The sequence below is a fragment of the Kribbella sp. NPDC051718 genome (assembly GCF_040681515.1).
In the GTDB taxonomy this organism is placed as follows: domain Bacteria; phylum Actinomycetota; class Actinomycetes; order Propionibacteriales; family Kribbellaceae; genus Kribbella.
Genome location: NZ_JBFAYZ010000013.1, coordinates 98,504 through 120,965, shown reverse-complemented (window position 1 = coordinate 120,965; position 22,462 = coordinate 98,504). Strand labels below are relative to the sequence as shown.

Annotated in this window: 22 protein-coding genes; 4 read left to right on the top strand and 18 right to left on the bottom strand. The window is 67.3% G+C overall.

The genetic code is table 11. The features are described from left to right. Nucleotide 1: 1 nt before the first annotated feature. The 7 genes from AB0M15_RS36555 to AB0M15_RS36525 all read right to left on the bottom strand — a co-directional run bounded on the left by AB0M15_RS36555 (nt 2) and on the right by AB0M15_RS36525 (nt 6,117). Nucleotides 2-745 carry a cation transporter gene (locus tag AB0M15_RS36555; RefSeq protein WP_363829547.1) on the bottom strand — a complete coding sequence of 248 codons (744 nt, stop codon included), beginning with the start codon at nt 743-745 and terminating at the stop codon, nt 2-4. Then, complete coding sequence (locus AB0M15_RS36550) at nt 742-1,071, bottom strand: metalloregulator ArsR/SmtB family transcription factor (protein WP_363829540.1); 330 nt, start codon at nt 1,069-1,071, stop codon at nt 742-744. Before AB0M15_RS36550 ends, AB0M15_RS36555 begins: the two co-directional genes overlap by 4 nt. A gap of 841 nt (nt 1,072-1,912) precedes the next feature. Further along, the gene (locus AB0M15_RS36545) at nt 1,913-2,335 is read right to left on the bottom strand and encodes a VOC family protein (RefSeq protein WP_363829533.1); all 423 of its coding nucleotides are present in this window, start codon (nt 2,333-2,335) and stop codon (nt 1,913-1,915) included. A 26-nt stretch (nt 2,336-2,361) separates the two neighbouring features. After that, on the bottom strand, nt 2,362-3,501 hold the full coding sequence (locus AB0M15_RS36540; protein WP_363829529.1) for an endonuclease: 1,140 nt from the start codon (nt 3,499-3,501) through the stop codon (nt 2,362-2,364). A gap of 123 nt (nt 3,502-3,624) precedes the next feature. Then, nucleotides 3,625-4,341 carry a hypothetical protein gene (locus AB0M15_RS36535; protein WP_363829526.1) on the bottom strand — a complete coding sequence of 239 codons (717 nt, stop codon included), beginning with the start codon at nt 4,339-4,341 and terminating at the stop codon, nt 3,625-3,627. Further along, nucleotides 4,338-4,835, bottom strand: coding sequence for a SigE family RNA polymerase sigma factor (locus AB0M15_RS36530; RefSeq protein WP_363829523.1), 498 nt, complete (start codon nt 4,833-4,835; stop codon nt 4,338-4,340). The genes AB0M15_RS36535 and AB0M15_RS36530 overlap by 4 nt, the downstream gene beginning before the upstream one ends. Before the next feature lie 343 nt (nt 4,836-5,178). Next, a complete protein-coding gene (locus tag AB0M15_RS36525) occupies nt 5,179-6,117 on the bottom strand; it encodes a glycoside hydrolase family 16 protein (protein WP_363829520.1) in 939 nt (312 codons plus the stop codon). 128 nt (nt 6,118-6,245) lie between these two features. Between AB0M15_RS36525 and AB0M15_RS36520 the strand changes: the two genes are divergently transcribed. Continuing rightward, a complete protein-coding gene (locus AB0M15_RS36520) occupies nt 6,246-6,956 on the top strand; it encodes a GntR family transcriptional regulator (RefSeq protein WP_363829518.1) in 711 nt (236 codons plus the stop codon). On the opposite strand, the gene AB0M15_RS36515 is transcribed toward AB0M15_RS36520, so the two are convergent. The 9 genes from AB0M15_RS36515 to AB0M15_RS36475 all read right to left on the bottom strand — a co-directional run bounded on the left by AB0M15_RS36515 (nt 6,953) and on the right by AB0M15_RS36475 (nt 15,003). Then, entirely contained in the window at nt 6,953-7,786 is an 834-nt protein-coding gene (locus tag AB0M15_RS36515) for a carbohydrate ABC transporter permease (RefSeq protein WP_363829515.1), read from the bottom strand. The two genes, AB0M15_RS36520 and AB0M15_RS36515, sit on opposite strands and share 4 nt — an antisense overlap. Continuing rightward, nucleotides 7,783-8,754: a sugar ABC transporter permease gene (locus tag AB0M15_RS36510; protein ID WP_363829513.1), complete on the bottom strand. Its 972-nt coding sequence runs from the start codon at nt 8,752-8,754 to the stop codon at nt 7,783-7,785. The genes AB0M15_RS36515 and AB0M15_RS36510 overlap by 4 nt, the downstream gene beginning before the upstream one ends. A gap of 4 nt (nt 8,755-8,758) precedes the next feature. Then, nucleotides 8,759-10,027, bottom strand: coding sequence for an extracellular solute-binding protein (locus AB0M15_RS36505; protein WP_363829510.1), 1,269 nt, complete (start codon nt 10,025-10,027; stop codon nt 8,759-8,761). A gap of 272 nt (nt 10,028-10,299) precedes the next feature. Further along, nucleotides 10,300-11,406: a DUF4185 domain-containing protein gene (locus AB0M15_RS36500; RefSeq protein ID WP_363829507.1), complete on the bottom strand. Its 1,107-nt coding sequence runs from the start codon at nt 11,404-11,406 to the stop codon at nt 10,300-10,302. A gap of 95 nt (nt 11,407-11,501) precedes the next feature. Beyond that, nucleotides 11,502-12,440 (bottom strand): hypothetical protein, encoded by a 939-nt coding sequence (locus AB0M15_RS36495; RefSeq protein ID WP_363829504.1) that lies wholly within the window; start codon nt 12,438-12,440, stop codon nt 11,502-11,504. Then, a complete protein-coding gene (locus tag AB0M15_RS36490) occupies nt 12,437-13,567 on the bottom strand; it encodes an aminotransferase class I/II-fold pyridoxal phosphate-dependent enzyme (protein WP_363829501.1) in 1,131 nt (376 codons plus the stop codon). The genes AB0M15_RS36495 and AB0M15_RS36490 overlap by 4 nt, the downstream gene beginning before the upstream one ends. Next, on the bottom strand, nt 13,551-14,174 hold the full coding sequence (locus AB0M15_RS36485) for a PAS domain-containing protein (RefSeq protein WP_363829499.1): 624 nt from the start codon (nt 14,172-14,174) through the stop codon (nt 13,551-13,553). The genes AB0M15_RS36490 and AB0M15_RS36485 overlap by 17 nt, the downstream gene beginning before the upstream one ends. 37 nt (nt 14,175-14,211) lie before the next feature. Next, entirely contained in the window at nt 14,212-14,655 is a 444-nt protein-coding gene (locus AB0M15_RS36480; protein WP_363829496.1) for a PrsW family glutamic-type intramembrane protease, read from the bottom strand. A gap of 6 nt (nt 14,656-14,661) precedes the next feature. Then, entirely contained in the window at nt 14,662-15,003 is a 342-nt protein-coding gene (locus AB0M15_RS36475; RefSeq protein WP_363829493.1) for a hypothetical protein, read from the bottom strand. Nucleotides 15,004-15,086: 83 nt separating this feature from the next. Here AB0M15_RS36475 and AB0M15_RS36470 point away from each other — a divergent pair, with 83 nt between their 5' ends. Both AB0M15_RS36470 and AB0M15_RS36465 read left to right on the top strand, forming a co-directional pair. Further along, nucleotides 15,087-15,473, top strand: a complete 387-nt coding sequence (locus AB0M15_RS36470) for a PASTA domain-containing protein (protein WP_363829490.1) — start codon at nt 15,087-15,089, stop codon at nt 15,471-15,473. 151 nt (nt 15,474-15,624) lie between these two features. Further along, nucleotides 15,625-19,293: a S8 family serine peptidase gene (locus AB0M15_RS36465; RefSeq protein ID WP_363829487.1), complete on the top strand. Its 3,669-nt coding sequence runs from the start codon at nt 15,625-15,627 to the stop codon at nt 19,291-19,293. A gap of 36 nt (nt 19,294-19,329) precedes the next feature. On the opposite strand, the gene AB0M15_RS36460 is transcribed toward AB0M15_RS36465, so the two are convergent. Then, nucleotides 19,330-20,307 (bottom strand): helix-turn-helix domain-containing protein, encoded by a 978-nt coding sequence (locus tag AB0M15_RS36460; RefSeq protein ID WP_363829484.1) that lies wholly within the window; start codon nt 20,305-20,307, stop codon nt 19,330-19,332. Nucleotides 20,308-20,977: 670 nt separating this feature from the next. On the opposite strand from AB0M15_RS36460, the gene AB0M15_RS36455 reads away from it, so the two are divergent. Then, entirely contained in the window at nt 20,978-21,583 is a 606-nt protein-coding gene (locus AB0M15_RS36455) for a GNAT family N-acetyltransferase (protein ID WP_363829480.1), read from the top strand. Here the strand turns inward: AB0M15_RS36455 and AB0M15_RS36450 are convergent. Beyond that, nucleotides 21,580-22,413 carry a carbon-nitrogen hydrolase family protein gene (locus AB0M15_RS36450; protein ID WP_363829477.1) on the bottom strand — a complete coding sequence of 278 codons (834 nt, stop codon included), beginning with the start codon at nt 22,411-22,413 and terminating at the stop codon, nt 21,580-21,582. The two genes, AB0M15_RS36455 and AB0M15_RS36450, sit on opposite strands and share 4 nt — an antisense overlap. Nucleotides 22,414-22,462: the final 49 nt, after the last annotated feature.

Sequence of the window (22,462 nt, the reverse complement as noted above, 5' to 3'; positions counted from 1 at the left end):
TTCAGCAGCAGCCGTCTTCGCAAGCGTGTGCGGCGCCGTTAAGGGCGCAGCAGCCCTTGCCTTGCCAGGCTTGGATTCCTTCACGGAGGGCGATCGCGGCGATGACGAGGCCGGCGATCGGGTCCGCCCAGGACCAGCCGAGCGTCGCATTGAGCACGAGACCGACCAGGAGCACCGCCGACAGGTACGTGCACAGCAACGTTTGGGTGCCATCAGCAACTACTGAGTTGGACTGCAAGGCCTTTCCGGTACGCCGTTGCGCGGCCGACAACACCGGCATGACGATCAACGAGGCGATCGCCAGGCCGATCCCCACCGTCGAAGAGTCGGGCGTCGATCCGGTGAGCAAGGACCGTACGGACTCGATGGAGACGTACAGCGCGAGCCCGAAGAACGACAACGCGATCAGCCGCAACGCCCGCCGCTCCCGCGACTCCGGCAACGGACTCCGGAACTGCCACAAGATAATCAGCCCACTGGCCACCTCGACCACGGAGTCCAACCCGAACCCAACCAACGCCACCGACCCGGACACGGTGCCGGCGGCGATGGCCACCCCAGCCTCAATCACGTTGTAGCCAACGCTGGTCCCAGCCAGCAACTGCGCCCGCCGCCCCAACTGCTTACGCCTGGCAACCTCCGCCGGCGATGGCTGCACCTGCATGAGCGGAAGAAGCCGCTGCTCGTGCGCTGGGAACGGCGTGATCATGGGGAGTTGTCGCGGGGTGTTTGTGGCTTCCGTCATCGGCACTCACCTGTCGCGTCGGGGCTACAACAGGCTGGGTCTACCGCGAGGACGACGTTGAGGAGTTGGGTGAGGGCGGTGCCGAGCGAGGGATCGGAGAGTTCGTAGCGGGTCCGGCGACCTTCGGGCTCGGCTACGACCAAGCCGCAGCCGCGAAGGCAGGCCAGGTGATTGGAGAGGGACTGCCTGCTGACGCCGATCCGCTCAGCCAGATCAGCCGGATAACTCGGCCCCTCGGTCAGGGCCAGCATCACCTGCGTCCTGGTCGGATCCGACAACGCATGCCCGAACCGAGCCAGCACCTCACTACGGCTGATCGTGTCCACGGACGTGACTGTACATCGAAAGCTGTATTCATCGGAAGGTGTATCGAGCGGTAGATCCCACGCCGGCGCCTCGGTTCGCTCCTGCGTCGCTCCCACGGCGCTGAGCTCCCGCCCACCCCGGACGCGGGCTCCTCCGTCGCCCACTTCGCGAAAGCAGGTGGCCGCCATGGATCCCGTTCGGAGGGCTGCTCGTGGATGGCAGCGCATGCGCGCCGTCACGCCGTCTCGTTGCCCCCGACCTGAGCACCACAATCACCCGCCTCGGCGGGCCGGTCCTCGTCGGCACAGCCGGTGGTGCCTAGCAGCCACCGCCTACCTTGCCGTCCACTTCATCGCCCGCCGACAACGCCCGTTGCACTCGGCTGTCGCGGGCCGTCCCATCTGCGGCAGGCGGCAGGCGGCAGGCGGCAGGCGGCAGGCGGCAGGCGGCAGGCGGCAGGCGGCAGCACTTTGGCCAGACGGCGCCTGCTCCGCAACACCTGCGCGTCGACGACGGCGAGCCCGCCAAACGCCCACACAGCAACCGCTCCCAACACCCCCGGCGTCGACGACGGTCCGCACTCGCCAAGCGGGCGACGAAGGAGCGCGCGCCCCAGGGTGGGCGGGAGCTCAGCGCCGTGGGAGCGACGCAGGAGCGACCGAGGCGCCGGCGTGGGAAACACCCGACGACGGCGAGCCCGCCAAACGCTCACACCGACCTCACCCCACACCTGCCGCGTCGACGACGGCTCGCACTCGCAAAGCGGGCGACGAAGGAGTACGCGCCCAGGGCGGGCGGGAGCTCAGCGCCGAGTGAGCGACGCAGGAGCGAACCGAGGCGCCAGCGTGGGCAGTACGTAGGTCAGGTGGCGAAGACATCCTCGTCGTTGGCGAAGGCTTTGAATTCCAGGGCGTTGCCGGCTGGGTCGTGGAGGAACATGGTCCATTGCTCGCCGGGTTTGCCCTCGAAGCGGAGGTACGGCTCGATGACGAAGGGGGTGTCGGCAGCCCGGAAGCGGTCGGCCAGGGAGTGGAAGTCGGGGATTTCGAGGATCAGGCCGAAGTGGGGGACGGGGACGTCGTGGCCGTCGACCGGGTTGTGGATCGCCTCCGGGCGCGCCGGCGCCAGGTGCGTAACGAACTGGTGGCCGCGGAGGTTCCAGTCGATCCAGGTGTCGGAGCTGCGGCCGCGTTCGCAGCCGACCACGGAGCCGTAGAACTCCGCGGCGGCTGCTAGATCGTCGACCGGCATGGCCAGGTGGAAGCGCGGTACTGATGGGCTCATACGGCCAAACCTACCGACGATCCACGCTACGGCCAGATCGAGCTGACCCATTCGGGGTGGTCGATGAACGGGTTGCGGTTGTGCTGCCAGGTGTCGTAGATGACCTGGTTGCGGCGCTTCTCGAAGGCGTCCGGCGGGTCGGCGGCGCTCCAGGCCTTCAAGACGGAGAGCTTGCCGATGTACGGCGCGGTGCCGTTGTTCACCGAGTTGTTCGGCTCCAGGTTCGGCCAGCCGTCGCCGCCTTCGTAGCGGACCGCCATGTAGAAGATCATCCGCGCGACATCACCCCGTACTGCGGCCCGCGGCGCGAACGAGTCGCCATCGGCGGTACAACCCGGGCACTCGGTGACCGCCGAGCCGCCGTTGTCGAAGTCGAGGTTGCCGCGCGCCGAGTTCACCGAGACGTCTTCGGGACGCAGGTGATGCACGTCAGTACCGGGACCGGTCGCCGTACCGAAGTCACCGTGCGACTTCGCCCAGACGTGTTCGCGGTTCCAGTCGTTGACCCCACCACCGTTGGTGCTCTTGGCCTGCGAGCGACCGGAGTACAGCAGGATCACGTTGTTGGAGTTCGCGGGGTCCTGGTCGGTGTCCTTCAGCGCGTTCCAGACCTGGTCGTACGTCAGCTTGGTCTGGCTCGAGATGATCGTGTGCAGCGCGGACTTCAGCGCGGCGCCGGTCTTGCCGGACGCAGCCGCGTAGTAGTCGCCCGGGTCCGGCGGATCACCCGGGTCCGAGCCGCCGCCACCACTGAACGCCGTCGGATCCTTCAGCCCCGCATGCGGCGTGAAGTAAGGCGTCAGCGTCCCCGTGACGGTGATCTGCTTCCCCAGCAGAGTCGGGTTGGTCTGCAGTCCGTACTGCGCCCGGAAGGCGCTCGGGATCTGCACGTACAGCATCGACCCGGTCGAGGTCGTCGAAGCCGAGTCGGCCAAGGCGAGTGCGGTGTCGGCGGTGTAGCCGCTGCGGATCACCGTGTTGGCTGCGGTCGGCTGCCCGACCACGTAGCCGACGACGGTGCCGACCGACCCGTTCTGCTGCCCGATGGCAGCACTCACGGTGAGGGTGGCCGTCGTCGCGGCGGTCGACGGGGTGACGCCGAAGCCGACCAGCGCCAGCAAGGCGCCCATCACCACGGCAGGACGAAGAAGACGTTGGGCAGTCACGGCAATCTCCCAGGGGCGGTTGGGAACCACTGCATCGCAAGACAGTCTGCCCCCGCCCGCCCCCGTTCGAACGTCAAACCCCGGCAAAACTTGTCCGACAATCCGGCAAACCCCGGATGTCGGCTACTTCAGCTCGATGGTCCAGGGACCGCCCGCGACGAGGACCTTCGACTGGCTTGCGCCGGTGGTCTGCGTGAAGGACTTCGTCGCGTAGGCCTGATAGGTGCCCGGCGCGAGCTGCTCGGTGCTGTTCGGCACTCCGTTGGTGTTGCATCGGAAGGTGTCGATGAAGACCTTCTGGGTGACGGTCTTGCCGGCTTCGTACTTCCACCGCTGACCGGCGAGCGTCTCCATCGACGAGGTCGAGACGACGACCCCGTCCTTCACCAACGTGATGGCCGGTCCGTACCGGGTGCCGAACAGGTCAAGCGTCTTGTCGGTCGTGTTGGTCAGCTGGATGTCCAACGGCGCACCCTTGCCGGGGCCATCCCGCACCACCTCCGTCTGCGACACGTCGAGCTTCAGCGAGGGGTTACCGATGATCGGTGCGGTGAAGGTCGATCCGCAGTCGAGCACGGAAGGCCCGCTTGGCTTCAGCGTGACCGTCGGCTGCGGAGGAGCGGCAACCGGCGGCTGCTCATCAGCACCACCAGGCAGTACTGCGTACGCACCCGCCGCGACCACCACCGCGGTCGACGCGGCGACTGCTGCTGCCACGCCCGCGCGACGGCGTCGGCGCGAGCGGATACGGGGAACGAGTTCGTGCTCGTCCACGGACACCCGGTCGGTACCGTCGGCGGCCATCGTCTGGAGTAGGTCTTTCAAGTCTCGGGAGGTCATCTCATGCTCTCCTCGGTCGTGCCGAGCTGGCTGGCCAGCTTCGTCCGGGCGTCGGACAGGTGGCGCTTGACGGTGCCTTCAGAGCAGCCCAACTGGTCCGCGATGTCGAGAACGGTCAGGTCCTCGTAGTAACGCAGCACGACGCAGGCCCGCTGTTTGGGCGAGAGCGTCGACAACGCTCGTCGTACCTCGTCGGCGATCCCGACGTCCGCGTCCTCGTGCACCGGCGGGTTCACCAGCAGGTGCTGGGCTTGCCGCCACAGCTTGGCCCGCCGCCGGCCATCGACGTACTGGTTGAGGATCGCCCGGCGGACGTACCCCTCGAGCTGTGCCACGTCGCTGCCGACGCGTAGCCGGCTGAAGACCCGCAGCAACGCGTCCTGGACCAGATCGCCCGCGGTCGCGGTATCGCCGGTCAGCAGATAGGCGTAGGAACGCAACGCGCCACCACGAGCCTGCAGCAACTCGCCGAACGCGGATTCCCAGTCAGCCATGCGCACCACCCTTCCCTGTCAATCATCAAGACGAACAAGGGCGGTGCGGCGTTGGGGGGTGAGCCCAGAAGAATTGAGTCGGTGGGGCGGGAGCGCTTGCGCTCACCGCCCCACCTAGGTGTACGGGCCCCCATCAGCTCGTAGCTGCTGCCACGGGCTGCTTGCCCATCCACCAGTGAGGCACCACTGGCGGGCGGCACCTCACCGTCAGTTGAGAGAGGAGGACCCTGAGGCCCTTCTCCGACGGTGGCGTGGTGCGGACGCCGCTACGGACCGTACTCAGGTCCGAACCGAAAGTCCATGGGTCGTGGAGGCTGTCTCACGCTACTGACCGGTCACTGATTCAGCAGCTGATTGTGTCCGCATGTGTCGTTCCGGACGAGCGGTAGGAGTTCACCCGTGCGGTGGCCGTCGACGGCGACAGTACTTCGTTCTTGGCGTAGTAAACCCAGTCGGCCGACTGCACGTAGGCGCTGGTACCGCCGCTGTGCCCGTCCAGGTCGATGAACCACTCGTTGTAGTTGAGCGTCATCGGCCGCCGAGGGTAGACCGAGTGGCCGCTGCCATCCGTGGTGTGGTCAGCGGCGAGGCTGCCGTCGATGTAGTACTTCACGTGGCCACCGCCGACCGTGGCGACCAGCGTGTGCCAGCCGGCGTGGCTGAAGCGGCGGGCGGCGCTGATCCGCCAGCCGTCGAACGGGTCAACCTGGTACGTGTTCCAGCCGGTGATGAAGTCGACCGGACCGGTCTCGCCCCAGCCGCCGTTCGGCAGGTACTCCGAGATGTCGAGCTCGCTGTACGTCGGCTCCCAGTCGTAGTCGAGCGGCGAGATCGTGTAGAAGGTCTGGTTGACGTGATCGCCGTCGGCACCGCTGGCCGGGGTGTCGCTGAACTTGAACCGGGTCGCGTAGGTGCCCTCGAAGAAGCGCTCCTGGTTCTGCTGCACCTGCGACTGGATGGTGCCGCTGACCGTGCCATTGGTCGAAGCGCGGAGCTGCAGCGACTTCTGCCCGTCCACGACCGGGAAGGTCACGCTGCTCGCCCGCCAGGTGCCGTCGATGCCCGGGCCACCGCCGCCGGTCCGGATACTCCAGTCGTGGCCGGTGAAGTTCGGGTCGGTCCGGGAGCTGTAGTTGAAGTCGTCGAAGAACGCGCCGCAGGCCGGTTTCCGGTACTGCTCGGGGCCGGTCCGTGCACTGGCGGTGGTACTGGCGCCAGCCGCGGCAAGAGCGGCCAGTACGACGGCTGCCGCGGTGACGCGGAGCTTGCGAGATCGAGTCATGGGTTCACACACCTTCGTCTCGGGGCGGAGAGATCCCTTCGTACGGTGGTCTATCCAATTGGTAAAGTCAACCCTGAATCACGGAGTGAATCCGCTCTCATAGCTTTACCACTGGTAAGCTCCAGAGCATGAGAAAGACCGAGGCGAGGGACGAGCTGTTACGGCTCATCCAGCTCCGCAACCCCGGTGAGCCGCTCCCGTCCGAGCGGAGCCTGAGCGAGTCGCTCGGCGTCTCCCGCCCGACGCTCCGGGCGGCACTCGACGATCTGGCCCGCGACGGGCTGGTCGTCCGCGAGCACGGGCGCGGCACGTTCATCAGCTCGCGCAAGATTCATCAAGCGCTCGAGCCGACCGCCGAGGGCGACTTCCAGGTGCCGCCGGCCGAGGGGACGCCCTGGCAGAGCAAGCTGATCAGCTTCGACCTCGAACCGGCCGGCGCCCGGATCGGTCAGCGGATGGAGATCTCGCCGGGCGACCAGCTCGTCTCGGTGGTCCGGCTGCGGATCGTCGACGAGGCGCCGATGTGCATCGAACGGATCCGGATCCCGGTCACCTTCGTCCCCGGTATCACCGGTCGTGACTTCGAGATCGGGTCGCTGTACGGGCTGCTCCGGACGCGGTACCAGGTCGCGGCGAGGAGCGCCGTCCAGACCGCGGAGCCGACCGTCACGGATGCGCAGGAGGCCGCGCTGCTCGGAGTACCGCTGCACTCACCGGCGCTGCTCTTCGAGCGCGTCACCCGCAACGCGGACCGCGCCGTGATCGAGTACACCCGCTCCATCTATCGAGGAGACCGGTACCGGATCACGACGCGGTTGTCGTTCCCTGAAGCTGACTAGCCCTTCACGGCACCCGCGGCGACGCCGGTGGTGACGCGGCCCTGCAGGACCAGGAAGATCAGCAGCACGGGCAGCATGAACAGGGTCGCGGCGGCCATCGTCGCGCCCCAGTCGGTACCGAACGTGTTGCTGAACGAGGAGAGCCAGACCGGCAGCGTGCGCTGGTCCTGGTTCTTGATGATCAGCAGGTTCGCGAAGGCGAACTCGTTCCACGCGGTGATGAAGCCGAACAGCGACGTCGACAGCAGCCCCGGTGCGAGCAACGGGAAGACGACCCGCCGGAACGCCTCGAACTGGTTGCAGCCGTCCACCCGGGCGGCCTCCTCCAGCTCGACCGGGATGCCCTTCAGGAAGCCGCGCAGCGTCACGATCGTGAACGGCAGCGTCATCATGAAGTAGATCAGCGTCAGGATCGGCAGCTTGTCCAGCATGTCCGTGTCGCGGGCGATCACGTACATCGGGATCAACAGCGCCTCCCACGGCGTCATCTGGGCGATGAACACCATCAGGATGAAGCCCTGCCGGCCCTTCCACTTCATCCGGCCGACCGCGTACGCCGCGCCGCAGGCGACCACCAGCGACAGCAGGACGGCGCTGATCGCGACCATCCCGCTGTTGCGCCAGAAGGTCCAGAAGCCGTCCGCGTGCACGGCGGTGCTGAAGTGCGTGAAGGTGACGTGGGTCGGGAAGAACGACGGCGTCTCGGCCTGGATCTCCTTGGTCGGCTTGAAGGCGGTCAGCACCATCCAGTAGACCGGGAAGATCGAGAACAGCAGGACGCCGAGAGCGATCACGTTCAGGGTGATCTTGCGGCTGAGGCGGGTTCTCACAGTTCGCCCTCCTCCTTGAACATCTGCCGGAAGTAGGCCAGCAGCACCACGGCCAGGATCAGCACTGTGACCATCGAGATCGCCGCGCCCAGGTCGTACCGGTTCAGCACGGTGGCGATCTGGTACGCGTAGACGGGCAGCGTGAGCAGCGCGTCGCCCGGACCGCCCTGGCTGATCGCCCAGATCTGGACGAAGCACTTGAACACCCAGATCACCTCCAGGCACAGGATCAGCCCGAACATCGGCCGCAGGATCGGGAAGGTGATCAGCCAGAAGGTCTTGACCGAGCCGGCGCCGTCGATCTGGGCCGCCTCGTGCAGTTCCTTCGGTACCGACGTCATCGCGGCGTACAGGGTCAGCGCCGCGAACGGCACCGACTGCCAGACGATCAGCAGCACCACGATCGCGAACGTCGAGTTGCCGTCCGCGAACCAGGCCTTGCCGTCGAACTGCTCGAACCCGAGCGCGACCAGCACCCAGTTGACGACGCCGAGCTGGGACTGGAACAGCCACTGGAACACGGTCGTCGCGGCGATCACCGGGATCGCCCAGGCGACCACCAGACCACCCATCACGGCGAACCGCATCCACTTGCCCAGGGCGCCGATCAGCAGCGCCACCAAGGTGGCCAGCACCATGATCAGGCCGACGTTGATGGCGGTGAACACGAAGGTCCGGCCGACGACGCCCCAGAACTTCCCGTCGTTCAGGATCTTCGAGTAGTTGTCGAACCCGACGAACTCGGCGCCACCGCGGATCAGCTGGGCGATCCCGAACTTCTGGAACGAGATCAGCAGGTTGCGGACCAGTGGATAGACCAGCAGGTACGCCGTACCGACGACGGTCGGCGCGACCAGCAGGTACGGGAGAAGGCGTTCCCACAGGGGTCGCCCCCGCCGGACCGAGACCGGCGTACCGGGCTCGGGGGCGGGGGCTGCTGTGGAGGTCTCTGCTTCAGCCACAGCCATAGTTCTACTTGGCGTTCAGGGCCTGGGTGATGATCTCGTCGGCCGCCTTGGCCGCCGCGGCCGGGTCACCGCCGGTCAGCACCTTGGTCTGGTACTCCTTGATCGGGTTCTTCGCCTCGACCGCGGCCCAGTTCGGGGAGTTCGGGGTGGCCTTGCCGTTGGCCGCGCCGGCCGCCATCGCCGCCACGCCCTCGTCCGAGCCGACCGCCGACGCGAGGCTGGTCCGGTTCGGCACGTACTTCATCGTCTTGGCCAGGTCGGTCTGCCACTTCTCGCCGGCCAGTTCCTTGATGAAGGTGTAGGCGGCATCCTGCTCGGCCGCGGCCTCCGGGATGATCAGGTCGGAGCCACCGGTGAAGACGGCACCCGGCTTGTCGGCGGTCTTGCCCGGGATCGGGAAGAAGCCGATCTTGTCCTTCAGCGCCGGGTTCGCCTGGGCGATCAGCTCGGCGGCACCCGGAACGGCGATCATCTGCGCGACCTTGCCCTGCGCGAACACGTCGGTCTGGGTCGGCTTGGCCTCGTCAGAGTCCTTCGGGCCCTTGCCGAGCGCCTGGATCTGCTTGTAGAAGTCCATTCCCTTGAGCGCCTCGGGGGTCTCCAGTGCGCCCTTCCACTGGTCGCCTTCCTTGACCGCGAGGTCGCCGCCCTCGTCCCAGATGAAGCCGGACAGCACGTAGAAGTTCTGGCCCGGCAGGTAGATGCCCTGGTTGCCGCCGGTGTTCACCTTGGCGGTGGCGGCCAGCCACTCCTCGCGGGTCTTCGGCGGCGCGGTGATGCCGGCCGCCTGGAACAGATCCTTGCGGTAGAGCACCACGCGGTTGGCGGCGTAGTACGGAATGCCGAACTGCTTGCCCTCGTACAGGCCCGGGCCGGCCAGGCCCTCGATCCAGTCGTCGCCCTTGAGGTCGGACTTCTTGTCGGTCAGGTCCTTGACGCCACCGCTGGCCGAGTACTGCGCGACCTGGGTGTTGCCGACCTCGATCACGTCCGGCGCGTCCTTGCTGGCCAGCGCGCCGATGATCTTCGGGCCGATCCCGTTCCATTCCTGGATCTGGACGTTGGCCTTGATGTCCGGGTGGTCGGCGGCGAAGCCGGTCTCGAACCGCTTCAGGAAGTCGTCGGAGACGCTGCCCTTCATCAGCCAGACGTCGATGGTCTTCGGGCCGGAGTCGGCGGCGGTGTCTTTCTTGTCGTCCGAACTTCCACACGCGGCAAGCGCGGTCAGGGATAGAGCCGCGACTGCGGCGACGGCAAGGGAACGAAACTTCATCGGATCACCTCGGGCGAAGTAGCCGGATCGGCCTCCGGCTGACTGGTATGAACCTGTCGTTCAGTGGCGTAGAGAATTGCCCAGAGGCCGCTGACCAGTCAATAGTTCAGGAGTATCCGTTACTAAGTCGTGAGAGCGTTCGCGCGCGGAAAGCTACTCGAAACCTGTTGTTCACGAGCAGCCTCCGCATTTTGCGTTGCAAATTACGCAATAGACCACTTTTCGTGGTGGTTAGTTGTTTACCGGACCAGTAGATGTTTCCGACAGTTGACCTACAGTGAGCCCGCGTACTGGCTGACGTGGTACGCGGTGCTCGCGCCGTTCGGGGCGTGGGTCCATTTGGACACCATCAGGTGCAGGCCGTTGGCCGCTTTGGTCGACCACGGATGGATGAAACCGCCGTACAAGGCCGGCTCCTGGGCGAAGGTGACCTGGATCTTCTCGTTGGTCCAGACCTGGTCCGGGCCGGCTGCGGTCCGGGTGACGATGTTGCCGGTGGCGCAGTTGAGGTAGGCCATCGCCCAGGTGCCGTCCTCGAGCCGGCGCACCGACGGTTCGCCGAAACGGCCGTTGAGGATCGGCGAGCACGGCCGGCCCCAGCCCCAGTTGCTGCCGTTCCAGCCCCAGCCTTCGTAGGCCTCCGGGGAGAACATCCGCTCCCAGGGGACGCGGCGCAGCATCATCGGGCCGTCCTGGCGGCCGGAGCGGACCGAGAACACGTAGACCCAGTCGCCGTCGCGCTGCATGGTCCACATCTGGAACGGGTCGAGGTTGTCGCCGCTGTTGAACCACTTCAGGTTGGTACGGACGAAGTCGTTGCCGTTGTCGGTGTAGGCGAGTCCGGCGTACCGGGACTTCCACTGCGGGCCGTTCGGGCCGGCCGAGTTCCAGTTCTCGATGCTCATGTACGAGACGAGCTGGCGGCCGGTCTCGGGGAAACTGATGCCGTCGTTCGGGATCACCGTGACCTCCCAGAGGCCGTCGATGCCGATCCCGTTGTGGCCGTTGTGCATGATCTCGGGCGCCCGGCCGTTGCCGGCCACCTTGGCCGCGCTGTCGAAGACGATGCCGCTCGTCGAGCCTGGATGGACGGCGGAGCGCAACATCACCGGTGAGCGCCAGTCGTTGTTCGGCTGCTCGGGCCACGGGGTGTTGAAGGTGTCGCCGAAGAGGTAGCCGATCGAGCCGTTCTCGAGCACATACGGGATGCCGAGGTCCGTACCGGCGACCTGCCACCTGCTGTTGGTGTCCAGATCTGCTCCGGTCACCCGCTTCTTCCAGGTGGCGGCTTGTGCGGTGGCGGGTGCGATCAGCCCTGGGGCGACGGCAGCACCGACTCCGGCCGCCGCGATGCTTCCGAGAAATGTCCGTCGTTTCATGGTCTGGCCTTCCAGCGGTCGTAGGGCGGTGACGACGCGTCACTGGTCGCCTACGAACCTCGCAGACCTTCTCGCTCCCGGCCAGACCTATTCGACTACGGTCGAAAATCGATTTCCCGGCCGGTCGGGGACGGGAGCCGGCTGGCCAGCACGGCGGACGCTACCGCTGCGTCGGTGGCGCCGACGCCGGTCAGGTCGGCAATCGAGCGGAGGTGAGGGTTGGAGGTGCCGTCTCTGAGGACAGCGCCTACAGAGAGATCAGCTGTGGGGTCTGTTGTGCCTGCTCTTACCGCGTTGCCGAAGTCGCCGTGGTGGAGGCATTGGGCGTGGTCGTCGGTGAGGATCAGGGCGTGCTCGAACAGTTCGACAGGTAGCTCGTGTTTGCCGGGCATGTCGGTGCCGACGCCGGTGATGTGGACGGCGTTGCGGAAGGCTTCCAGGGGCAAGGGGGATCTCGCGGCTGTTGTGGTGATGACGCACGGGGCGCCAGCTTCCAGGGCGTCGGGGCGGGCGGTGATGCCTTCGTCTTGGAAGGCTTGGCAGAGGCGGTCGGCGGCTTCGGGGCGGCGGCCCCAGACGTGGACGCGGTTGATCGGGCGGAGTTTGCGGAGCCAGGTCACCTGGAGGAGGGCTTGTTCGCCGGTGCCCAGGACGGAGATCTCGTCGACGTCCGGCGGGGTCATGGCGTGGGTGATCAGGGCACCGGCTGCCGCGGTACGCCAGGCCGTCAGCATCCCCTCGTCGGCGAGCACTGCAGCTGGTGCGCCGGTGGTCGCGTCGACGACGAGGATCAGGCCGTTGTTGACCGAGGCGAACGTACTGGCAATCTTCACGGCGAAGTACGGCGTGCCGGTGACGTGGCCGGCCTTCACATGGCAATCACCTGAGTGATCCGGAAACTCGAGCACCATCGGCGGCGGCACCGACGTCCGCCCGTCCGCGTGCGCGATCAGTGCTTCTCGGACGGCAGTGAAGATGACGTCGGGCGTGGCAATGGCGGTGAGTTCGTCGAGGCCGATCACTGGCAGTGTCATCGGCGCTTGTCCAGCCAGGTTGACCATTCGGTGAGGGCTTCTTCGGGGGCTTGGCGGCCGACGCCGATGCGGAAGCGGTCGGTGGGGGTCTCGGTGAGAGCTGAGTGGTAGATGCTTGCGGGGAGAAGGAGCACACCGGCTTGTTCTACGAGGTCGTTGCACATCGACTCGACACCGTCGACGCCGAGGTAGCGCGGGTAGCAGACGCAGCCGCCCTGTGGCCTGGTGAAGTCGAAGAGGTCGGGGTAGTTGCTGAAGAACTCCTCGAACAGCGGCAGGTTGGTCGCGATGATGCCGCGATTGCGCTCTAGCAGGTGGTCGCGGGCGCGGAGGCCGATCAGGGCGAGGATCTCGCTCGGTGCGGAGTTGCAGATCGAGGTGTAGTGCTTGGCTCGCTCGAGTTTGTCCAGAAGAGCGCGGTCCCGGCAGGCGATCCAGCCGATCCGCAGGCCGGGCAGGCCGTAAGCCTTCGACATCACGTTCAACGACAGGGCGTTCTCAGAGAGGTCGGCCGCCTGCGGCAACGACGGGCGGTCGAGCTCGAGGCCGCGATACACCTCGTCGCTGAACAACGTGATCCCGCGCTCGTCGCACAACCGCACCAGCCGCAGCCAGGTGTCCGGATCCGGCACCGCGCCGGTCGGGTTGTTCGGGAAGTTGACCGACACCAGCTTGGTGTTCGGCCGGAGCGCCCGCTCGACCGCGTCGAGATCGAGCGACCAGTTGCTCTCGGCAACCAATGCCACGCCCGTGACTTCGCACAGAGACAGCGGGATCGTCTCGGCGGCCTGGTAGTTCGGCGTCAGCACGACCGCATGATCACCGGGCTCCAACAATGCGTGCATCGCCAGGTAGATCGCCTCTTCGGCACCCGCGAAACACAGCACGTCCTCAGGGACGACGACGTCGTAGGTAGATGCGATCTCCTCCCGCAACGCCGACAACCCGCGCGTCTCCGTATACCCCAGCGCCAGCGTCTCCCACCGCCGCCGGCCGTCATCGTCGGCGAGCTCGAGCAACTCGGACACCGCGATCGTCTGCGCGTCCGAGGCGGTCAGGTGATAGCGGGCGCTGAACTCCCAGCGCGAGAAGTACGTCTCCAGCTTGAAGTCAGGAAGGGTCGGCATCGATCGGCTCCTTACGCACTTGACCGAGCAGTTGATAGAGGGCGGATCGCGAGATCCGCAAGGCGCGAGCGACCGCCGGCACGCCGCGGCGTTGGCTGAGCACACCGGTCTTGTCCAGCCTCGCGAGCAGCTCCAGCCGGTCGTCCCGGGTCAGCCGGTCGACGGTGGTGCCGCGGCGACGGAGATGGTCGGCGATGATCTCGTTCAACGCCTCGGACCAGTCGTGCTCGAACAGCGCGCGCGGCTGACCGACGACCGGCGACGCGAACGCGGCCAGCATCCGGCTCGCCTCTTCGAAGGCGGTCCGGTCGACGTTGATGCAGAGCACGGCCTCGGGCTTGCCCTCAGCGTCCCGTAGTACGGCGCTGACGCTGGAGAGCCGGCGACCGTCGGCCAAGGACTTCGGGTACGGACCGTAGACGTCCGGGCCGGTGGTCGTCTGCTCGTCCAGCTCACCGAGCAGCGACGGATCGCCGACCGAGCGCTCGGAGAACGAGTTCCAGATCCCGATCACCTCGTCCGTCACCGGGTCGTGCAGCACGACCTCGGCATGCGGTGACAGCAGACGCGTGATCGCGTCGCAGATCGGAGCGAGGTGGTGAGCCATGCCTGGACGATACGTCCAGGTTGGACAAACTGTCCAATCAGCTCACAACGGGCACACGCGCGTCGTCGCGCTGGGCCCGGCGCAGGCCGATGAGCAGGAGGCCGATGCTGATCGCGCCGACGATCGCGTAGGTGACCCGCCCGCCGATGCCGTCCCAGGTGGTGTGCAGCGCGACGGCGACGGCGTACATGCCGAGGAATCCGAGGAATCGCTTGCCGCTCGGCGCGACGGCGAAGCGCCACAGACCCCAGCAGGTGATGCCGGTCCAGGCCGCGTGCCCGGCCGGCGAGAGCAGGCCGCGGATGAACAGGGTCTGCTCGGCCGCACCCACGTTGCCGCCCGACTGCAGCAGCGCGACGAACGCGTAGCCCATCGTCTCGAGCACTGCGAAGCCGGTGCCGACCGCGACCCCGATCACGATTCCGCCACCGATCGAGTGCCGGTAGCGATGCCCGAAGAACAGCACCAGGACGGCCGGCACGACCAGCTAGGCCGCCTCCTCGATCAGGCCGACCCCCAGCATCGGGAGCGCCCCGAGCTTGCGCATCGCGTCGTACTCGAGCAGACCCGCGACCACCACGCCGACGACGCCACCGAAGAGCAGGGCGCCACCGAGCGTCGGCCCGTCGATCAGCCAGCGACCGGAGCGGCCGGCCGCGAACATGACGAAGGTGAGCGGTACGACGAGCGCCCCGAGCAGGATCATCGTGGGGAAGAGGTTCGGGTTGCCGGTGTCCGTCAGCACGGCGAGCACGAGCAGGTAGAGCCCGCCGCCGATCACGAACGTGCCAACCCAGGCCCACCTGGGCACCAGCTGCTGTGCCGTCATAGCCAGATCCTGCACCCGGGGAGCGCTGGACGCACTCGTCACGACGCGTGTCCAGCTAACCTCGAAGAGAGAGGGGTTGCGATATGAGGATCGTCTGGTGCGTGCCGCTGCTACTTCTGTCGGTTTCTTGTGGCATTTCCGAGCAGCCTCGCCCAGCGGCAACTGTCACGGTCACTGCCACTCAACCAACGCAGCCGACGGCATCCCAGACGCCCACGCGGCCGCCGACTCCGCCGCAGACGGCGCAGGCTGCGGTGGTACCGGCTGTGGTCGGGCTCAACCACCAGCTGGCCCAGGACACGATGCAGGCGGCGGGCTTCTACTACCTGACCGAAGAGGACGCCAGCGGCAAGGGACGGCTGCTGATCAACGACCGCAACTGGGTTGTCGTCAGCCAGTCGCCGGAGGGCGGTACGACCGCCTCGCTGGACAGCAAGATCGTGCTCCGGTCGAAGAAGATCGGCGAGTAGCCGGCCGTTCGCCAGGAATTCGCCGGGGTGGCGCGGTTGCGCCATGTCGCAGCTACGGCAGCCATGGACAGGGCGCAGACCCGGGTTCCGGTTGCAGACTCGCTCGTTAGAGGTGCCCTGCCCCTACGCCTCTCGAAGAGGAGATCTGCCCATGTCCTCCCCATTGAAGCCCGCCGTCACCCTGGCGGCAGTCCTGGCGCTCAGCGTCGCCGCGGTCATCCCCGCCGGTGCCGCGCCGCCTCCAACTACCCCCAGTACGCCGCGCGCAACCGGCATACCGGGCGCGAAGGTCATCACCCTGATCACGGGTGACGTCGTCGAGCTCACCGACGCCGGTGGCGGCAAGAAAGCCGCGACCGTCCGCCCCGCACCCGGACGCGAGCGGATCGCGTTCCACACCATCGAGGTCGACGGTGGCCTCCGGGTCCTGCCGAGCGACGCCGTCCCCTACATCTCGACCGGCGTACTCGACGCCAACCTGTTCGACGTCGACGAACTGGTCGCTGACGGCTTCGGCGACTCGGCCGCGACCACGCTGCCGCTGATCGTCCGGTACGCCGACCCGTCCGCGGCCCGTGCCCAGTCGCTCACCGGTACGACGACCACCCGCACCCTCGACTCGATCGGCGCCGCGGCGGTCCGTGCCGACAAGGACGAGTTGCCCGCGCTCTGGAAGTCGCTCGACCCGACCGAGAACGCCCGCGCGCTCAGCCGTGGCATCTCGAAGATCTGGCTCGACGGCAAGGTCCACGCGAGCCTCGACAAGAGCGTGCCGCAGATCGGCGCACCCGCCGCCTGGCAGGCCGGCTTCGAGGGCAGCGGCATCAAGGTCGCAGTACTGGACACCGGTGTCGACGCGAACCATCCGGATCTGCAGGGCAAGGTCAAGGAGGCCGAGGACTTCTCGGGTAGCCCGACCGGGCCGGAGGACCACTTCGGCCACGGCACCCACGTCGCCGCGACGATCGCCGGTACCGGCGCCGGAGCAGGCGGCACCCGCAAGGGCGTCGCACCGAAGGCCGACCTGCTCATCGGCAAGGTGCTCGGCGACGACGGCTACGGCTACGACTCGTCCATCATCGCCGGCATGGAGTGGGCCGCGGCGTCCGGCGCGAAGGTCGTCAACATGAGCCTCGGTGGCGGCCCCACCGACGGCACCGACCCGCTCAGCCAGGCGGTCGACCGGATCACCGCCTCGACCGGGACCTTGTTCGTGGTGGCCGCCGGCAACGACGGCGCCGACCAGTCGATCGGCACCCCGGGTACTGCGCAGTCCGCGCTTACCGTCGGCGCCGTCGACCGCAACGACCAGCTGGCCGACTTCTCCAGCCGCGGACCGCGACTCGGCGACAACGGCCTGAAGCCCGAGATCACCGCACCCGGCGTCGACATCGTCGCCGCCCGCGCGGCCGGAACGATCATGGGCCAGCCGATCGACGACCTCTACACAGCGGCCTCCGGTACGTCGATGGCGACCCCGCACGTGGCCGGCTCGGCCGCGCTGCTCGCCCAGGCGCACCCGGACTGGAAGGCGGACCAGCTCAAGAACGCGCTGGTCAGCACGGCCAAGACGAACCAGGACCTGAGCGTCTACGCCCAGGGCTCCGGCCGGGTGGATGTCGCCCGCGCCGTTGCGCAGAAGGTCTATGCGACCGCGACGGCTGACTTCGGCCTGGTCAGCGCCAACTCGGCCAAGACGATCACCTACCGCAACGACACGGCTGCCCCGGTGACCTTGTCGCTGGCCGTGGATGTGGACAACCTCGACTCGAAGACGCCGGAGACCCAGGCGTTCACGCTGCCGAGCACTGTCACCGTGCCGGCCGGCAGCAGCGTCGACGTACCGCTGGCGCTCGATTCGGCGAAGCTTGGTCGCGGTCTCTACAGCGGCTGGGTCGTTGCCACTGGCCCGAATGGCGTGGTGACTCACACCGCGGTGGGCACGCTGAAGGCGGGGCCGCAGCACAAGGTGACGCTGCGCGCCGTCGGACGTGACGGCAAGCCCACCGGCGTACCGGTGATCAGCTTGTTCGGCGACAACTCGCGGTCCGACGTGCTGGCGTGGATCGGGGACGGCGAGGAGTACACGGCAGAGGTCGAGGAAGGCACCTACCTGCTGCACTCGCTGGTCGAGGACTACAACGTGCAGGACGAGAAGGTCAGCCTCTTCACCGACCCGAACATCTCGATCACCAAGGACACCGAGATCGTCATCGACGCCCGCAAGGCGGTGCCGATCACGATCTCGACGCCCAAGCCGTCCGAGCAGCAGTCGATCCTGAGCTACTACGTGCATCGCGTGTACCCGAACGGCCGGAGCATCAGCCACGGCGTGATGCACTTCAGCACGGTCAAGCAGGTGCTGGTCACGCCGACCAAGCCTGTCACCGGCGGCAGCTTCGAGTTCTCGTCGCGCTGGCAGCTGGTCGCGCCGCTGGTCCAGACGTCCATCCCCGGAGTCACCGGACCGCTGGACATCAACCTGTTGCACCAGTCGCCGTCGTTCGAGGGCAAGAAGAAGTTCGCATTGGTCGCGCCGGGTGCTGACCTGCGCGGCGTCAAGGGTGCGATCGCCGTCGTCAGGACGGCCGAGGACGGCGACGAGAAGGCGCAGATCGACGCGGTCGCCAAGGCCGGTGCCGCGGGCATCATCCTGGTCCGGCCGGCGGACTGGTCGGCGTGGACGGTCTGGAAGCCGACCGGCGACCGGGAGCCGATCGTGGCCCTGGTGACCGGCAGCAACGACGGCCAGAAGCTGTTCGACCGGATCAGCAAGGGCCGCGCGACGGTCGACCTGACGCTGACCACCTCGAGCCCTTACCTGTACGACGTACAGCAGGTGTCGACCGGCTCGATCCCGCAGAAGATCGACTACAAGGTGACCCCGGCGAACAGCGCCCGGGTGACCACCTCGTACGCCGACAACGGTGGCTTCAACTGGGCCAAGGAGCAGCGGTTCGGCTGGCGCCCGTGGCAGGAGTACTCCTGGAACGACTCGCAGCGTTTCGTCGAGAAGCCGAAGGTCCGGGAGGAGTGGGTCACCAGCGGCGACTCGCTCTGGCAGCACCGGGTGCACCACCTCTTCACCTGGGACGACATGAACCCGCTGGCCGGTGGGATGACGTCGCTGCCGCGTACCTACAAGCCGGGTACGTCCAGCGAGACCTGGTTCGGCCCAGTGGTCCGGCCGGCGGCTGCACCTGGGGTCGTCTCGACGAGGACTGGCGATCGGCTGTCGCTCCGGGTGCCGTCCTTCGTGGACGCCGACGGGCACTACACCGTCGGGGAGACCACCTCTGCTTCGGCCGTACTGACCCGTGACGGTGCTGTGGTGGCTGAGCTGCCCAACGCGTGGGCGGATGTCATCACTAGTGGCGGCGATGCGGCGTACAAGCTCGACCTGTCGACTGAGCGGAAGGACTCGGAGGGGGAGTGGAACTGGGGCACCAGCACTCACACCGTGTGGGACTTCCGGTCCAAGCAGGCTCCGAGCGACAAGGCTGTACCGCTGTCGCTGCTGCAGGTCGGGTACGACGTACCGGTTGATCTGACTGGGCGCGTGGGTGGTCGGCCGCATGTGATCGGGTTCAGCGTCAAGCAGCAGGCGGGTGCGGCTGCTGCGCGGTCCACCTCACTGCAGGCGTCGGTGTCCTTCGATGAGGGCAAGACGTGGCGGCGGGTCATCACTGTCGGAGCACTGGGCCAGTACGTGGCTGTAGTACCGGCTGGCAAGGGGACTGTGTCGCTGAAGGTCGTTGCTGGTGACAGTGCCGGCAACAAGGTGACGCAGACCGTCATCAGGGCCTACGGGCTCAAGTAAGTCCCTGTAGCCGGGGTCTCAGGGCGGAGACCCCGGCTACAGCCAATTGCGACGAGCTGCTTGGAAGGCGAGACCAGTGCGGGTGTCTACGCCGGCCAGAGCCATCATGCGATCGAGGCGACGCTGCACTGTCCGCCGGCTGATGCCGAGCTGCGAGGCGATGGACTTGTCCGGTACGCCCGCGACGAGCAGCGACAGCAGGAAGCGCTCGTTGTCGTCCAGCCCCTCCGGATCCTGCGCCTCGTCGGACTGCAGCCGCACCGGGGTCGCCGCCTCCCAATGGCTCTCGAACAGAGCCAGCAGAGCGTCCAGTAGCTGACCCCTGCCGATCACTGCGGCAGTGGGCTCGCCAATGCCCGCCTCCTCGTCACGTACCAGCGGGCAGACCGCAGTAGCGCGGTCCACGATCGCCAGCCGCACGGGGAGTGTCGGGAGGGTCCGTGCCTCCTCGCCCCAGCTCACGCCCTCGGCGATCGTGTCCAGCTCGCCCGGCGTCTCCAGCAGCGCCCGCTCATAGATGGCTCGGTAGCGGACGCCGCGGCTGAGCGCGCCGTACTCCTCCGTGTTCTCCGCACCCTGCATCGCCAGTGGGTTGGCACGGCAGAACCAGAGGATCTCCGTCCGCGCCGACTCCTGCAGGTCGCGGAGGCGATCCCGCAGCACGTTCGCGCCGACGATCACCTCGACCAGGTGGTGCGCGTCGCGGCGGCTGGCGCTGGCGCGGAACTCCTCGCTCAGCGATGCGACCGTCTTCCGGGCCGACTCGAGCGACTCCTGCCGCCGTAACAACGTTGTACCGAGCGCCACATCTGGGGCCAGCGGGCGGAAGACAGGGTCGTCACCCGGCTGGGCCGCGACCAGGCCCTTCGCCTGTAGTCGCTGGAGCACCTCATCCGCCTCGTGCTGCGGCAGCTTGGCCACCTCGGCGAGCTCCGCCGAGCGTGCCACGGACAGGCCGACCAGGAGCCGGTACGCCTGCTCTTCCTCGGCGTCCAGCAGCGATCCGTCGTGCATCGTGCTCACCTCCTCGAAACTCCACCCAATCGTGGCACCGAACTGCCGTCACGAAATCCAGGTCATGGCGTCACTACCGGTGAAAGACGCAATCGCGGACCTCCCGCCCGAGCCGCCATCGAGAGAGATCACCATGAACTGGACGGACTACGCCGGGCTCGCCGGCCTGGTTGCTGCCGCGGTACTCGCCGGCTGGACCCTGCTGAGCTCACTTCTGGGCACCAACACCACCACGCCTCACCGCGGCGCGCCACGACATTCCGGAAACCCGGCCCCCGCCCGGCCGATCTCAGGCCGCCACCGGGCCCCGGCACACCGTCTACTCGCCCGCTTGAGGCTCCGCTGACGGCCGCCTCGCGTTCCAGTAGGTAAGGCCTCCGTAGGCGTACATGCCGAGGCCTAGCGCAGCCATGCCCGCGATCACCAGCCACTGCAGCCCCGGTGCCACGTAGAGCGCGAGGAACCAGGCCTTCGCGTCGACTCCGTTCAGCTTGAAGATCGCCGGTACTACGGCCTGCGGGAACAGCGGGATGGCACCGAACCCCAGACACAGGCCGGCGAGCGTGCGCCTCCACTTGGGCAGTTGCTGGATGTTGCTCCTTCAGACCTGTCGATCGGTTACCGTATGGGAGCGCTCTCAAGCGCGTTCTCACGCCTGTTGGAGGGGTCCATGCCTGAGATCCGGCCGTACCGGCCGAGCGATCGGGACGCTGTCGCCGACATCTGCGTCCGCACCGCCGACAACGGCGGCGACTCCCGATCGCTCTACCCGGACCTGGCCCTGATGCCGAGCATCTTCGCGCTCCCGTACGCCGAACTGGAACCGGCCTACGCCTTCGTCCTCACCGACGCCGACCACCCCGTCGGCTACATCCTCGGCGCCCCCGACACCCCCACCTTCGCCAAACGCCTCCGCACCGAGTGGCTCCCCCGAGTAGCCGACCGCTACCCACCACCCACCGCACCGCCAACAACCCCCACCGACCACATGATCAGCCTGCTCCACAACCCAGAACGCCTGGTCATCCCCGAGGTGGCGGCCTACCCCGCCCACCTCCACATAGACCTACTCCCGCCCTACCAACGCGCCGGCCACGGCCGAGCCCTGATGGCGACCCTCCTCAAAGCGCTGGCCGCCGCGAACGTCCCAGCCATCCACCTGACGATGCTGACCAGCAACACCCCAGCCCGAGCCTTCTACGACCGCCTCGGCTTCCACCACATCTCCGTCCCCGACGTCGACGTGGTCACGTACCTAGGTCGTAGTACGAGCTAGCTGATGGTGTGGTTGGTGGAGCGGGGGTCTCCGGTGATGCGGCGGGCGGTGTAGATGTCGCCCTTGCGGGCCAGGGCTCGCCAGGGGCGGAGTTTGGTGAGGGGGGTTTCGTAGGCGGGGTCGTCACGGTCGATGGTGGCGACGGTGAGTTCGGCCGGTGGGGTGACGGTGGCGACGTACGTGCCGTCGGGGGCGATCAGGCCCGACGGCATCAGGTCGGCGGTCTGGGCGGGGAGGGACATGGCGACCCAGTAGTTGTTGATGGCTGCGTGGGCGCGAGCCTTGACCTCGAAGATCGCGTCGGCCGGATAGGCCGACAGGAGCAGGCACTCGACGCCGAGGCGTTCGTAGTGGCTGAAGAGGGCGGGGAAGTTGACCTCGACGCAGAGCGCGCAGCCGAACCGGTAGCCGTCGACGTCGAAGACGATCGGCTCGAAGCCGGGGCTGAAGTAGCGGGTCAGCTCGGTGTTCGAGCAGTAGCGCTTGTCGTAGCGGTCGACGATCCGGCCCTGGTCGGAGATCACGTACAGGCTGTTGTGCGGCCGGTTCGGCGGGGTCAGCGGATGGGCCGAACCAAGCACGACCCAGAGTTTCAGCCGGGCGGCGAGCTTCTGGATCTTCTCCAGTTCATCCCGGACCAGCGGCCAGTCGACCTCGGACCAGTCCTGGAACTGCTCGTTCGGAAACCCCGACAAGTGACCTTCCGGAAACTGGATCAGCCGCGCCTTGTGCCCGGCGGCGACCTTCATCAACTCCCGGACCTTGGCACCGTTCTCCGCTGGATCCTTGGTGATCATCGGTTCGGCAACAGCAATACGAATCCCCGTCATCGCCCCACGGTCCCATCCCGGACCGACAATCCCGCCCGGACGCGGCGAC

Excerpts from the sequence above, each read along its gene's own strand:
- AB0M15_RS36555 (WP_363829547.1), bottom strand. The coding sequence starts at position 745 with ATGACGGAAGCCACAAACACCCCGCGACAACTCCCCATGATCACGCCG.
- AB0M15_RS36545 (WP_363829533.1), bottom strand. The coding sequence starts at position 2,335 with ATGAGCCCATCAGTACCGCGCTTCCACCTGGCCATGCCGGTCGACGAT.
- AB0M15_RS36535 (WP_363829526.1), bottom strand. The coding sequence starts at position 4,341 with ATGACCTCCCGAGACTTGAAAGACCTACTCCAGACGATGGCCGCCGAC.
- AB0M15_RS36530 (WP_363829523.1), bottom strand. The coding sequence starts at position 4,835 with ATGGCTGACTGGGAATCCGCGTTCGGCGAGTTGCTGCAGGCTCGTGGT.
- AB0M15_RS36525 (WP_363829520.1), bottom strand. The coding sequence starts at position 6,117 with ATGACTCGATCTCGCAAGCTCCGCGTCACCGCGGCAGCCGTCGTACTG.
- AB0M15_RS36520 (WP_363829518.1), top strand. The coding sequence starts at position 6,246 with ATGAGAAAGACCGAGGCGAGGGACGAGCTGTTACGGCTCATCCAGCTC.
- AB0M15_RS36510 (WP_363829513.1), bottom strand. The coding sequence starts at position 8,754 with ATGGCTGTGGCTGAAGCAGAGACCTCCACAGCAGCCCCCGCCCCCGAG.
- AB0M15_RS36505 (WP_363829510.1), bottom strand. The coding sequence starts at position 10,027 with ATGAAGTTTCGTTCCCTTGCCGTCGCCGCAGTCGCGGCTCTATCCCTG.
- AB0M15_RS36500 (WP_363829507.1), bottom strand. The coding sequence starts at position 11,406 with ATGAAACGACGGACATTTCTCGGAAGCATCGCGGCGGCCGGAGTCGGT.
- AB0M15_RS36495 (WP_363829504.1), bottom strand. The coding sequence starts at position 12,440 with ATGACACTGCCAGTGATCGGCCTCGACGAACTCACCGCCATTGCCACG.
- AB0M15_RS36490 (WP_363829501.1), bottom strand. The coding sequence starts at position 13,567 with ATGCCGACCCTTCCTGACTTCAAGCTGGAGACGTACTTCTCGCGCTGG.
- AB0M15_RS36485 (WP_363829499.1), bottom strand. The coding sequence starts at position 14,174 with ATGGCTCACCACCTCGCTCCGATCTGCGACGCGATCACGCGTCTGCTG.
- AB0M15_RS36475 (WP_363829493.1), bottom strand. The coding sequence starts at position 15,003 with ATGACGGCACAGCAGCTGGTGCCCAGGTGGGCCTGGGTTGGCACGTTC.
- AB0M15_RS36470 (WP_363829490.1), top strand. The coding sequence starts at position 15,087 with ATGAGGATCGTCTGGTGCGTGCCGCTGCTACTTCTGTCGGTTTCTTGT.
- AB0M15_RS36465 (WP_363829487.1), top strand. The coding sequence starts at position 15,625 with ATGTCCTCCCCATTGAAGCCCGCCGTCACCCTGGCGGCAGTCCTGGCG.
- AB0M15_RS36460 (WP_363829484.1), bottom strand. The coding sequence starts at position 20,307 with ATGCACGACGGATCGCTGCTGGACGCCGAGGAAGAGCAGGCGTACCGG.
- AB0M15_RS36455 (WP_363829480.1), top strand. The coding sequence starts at position 20,978 with ATGCCTGAGATCCGGCCGTACCGGCCGAGCGATCGGGACGCTGTCGCC.
- AB0M15_RS36450 (WP_363829477.1), bottom strand. The coding sequence starts at position 22,413 with ATGACGGGGATTCGTATTGCTGTTGCCGAACCGATGATCACCAAGGAT.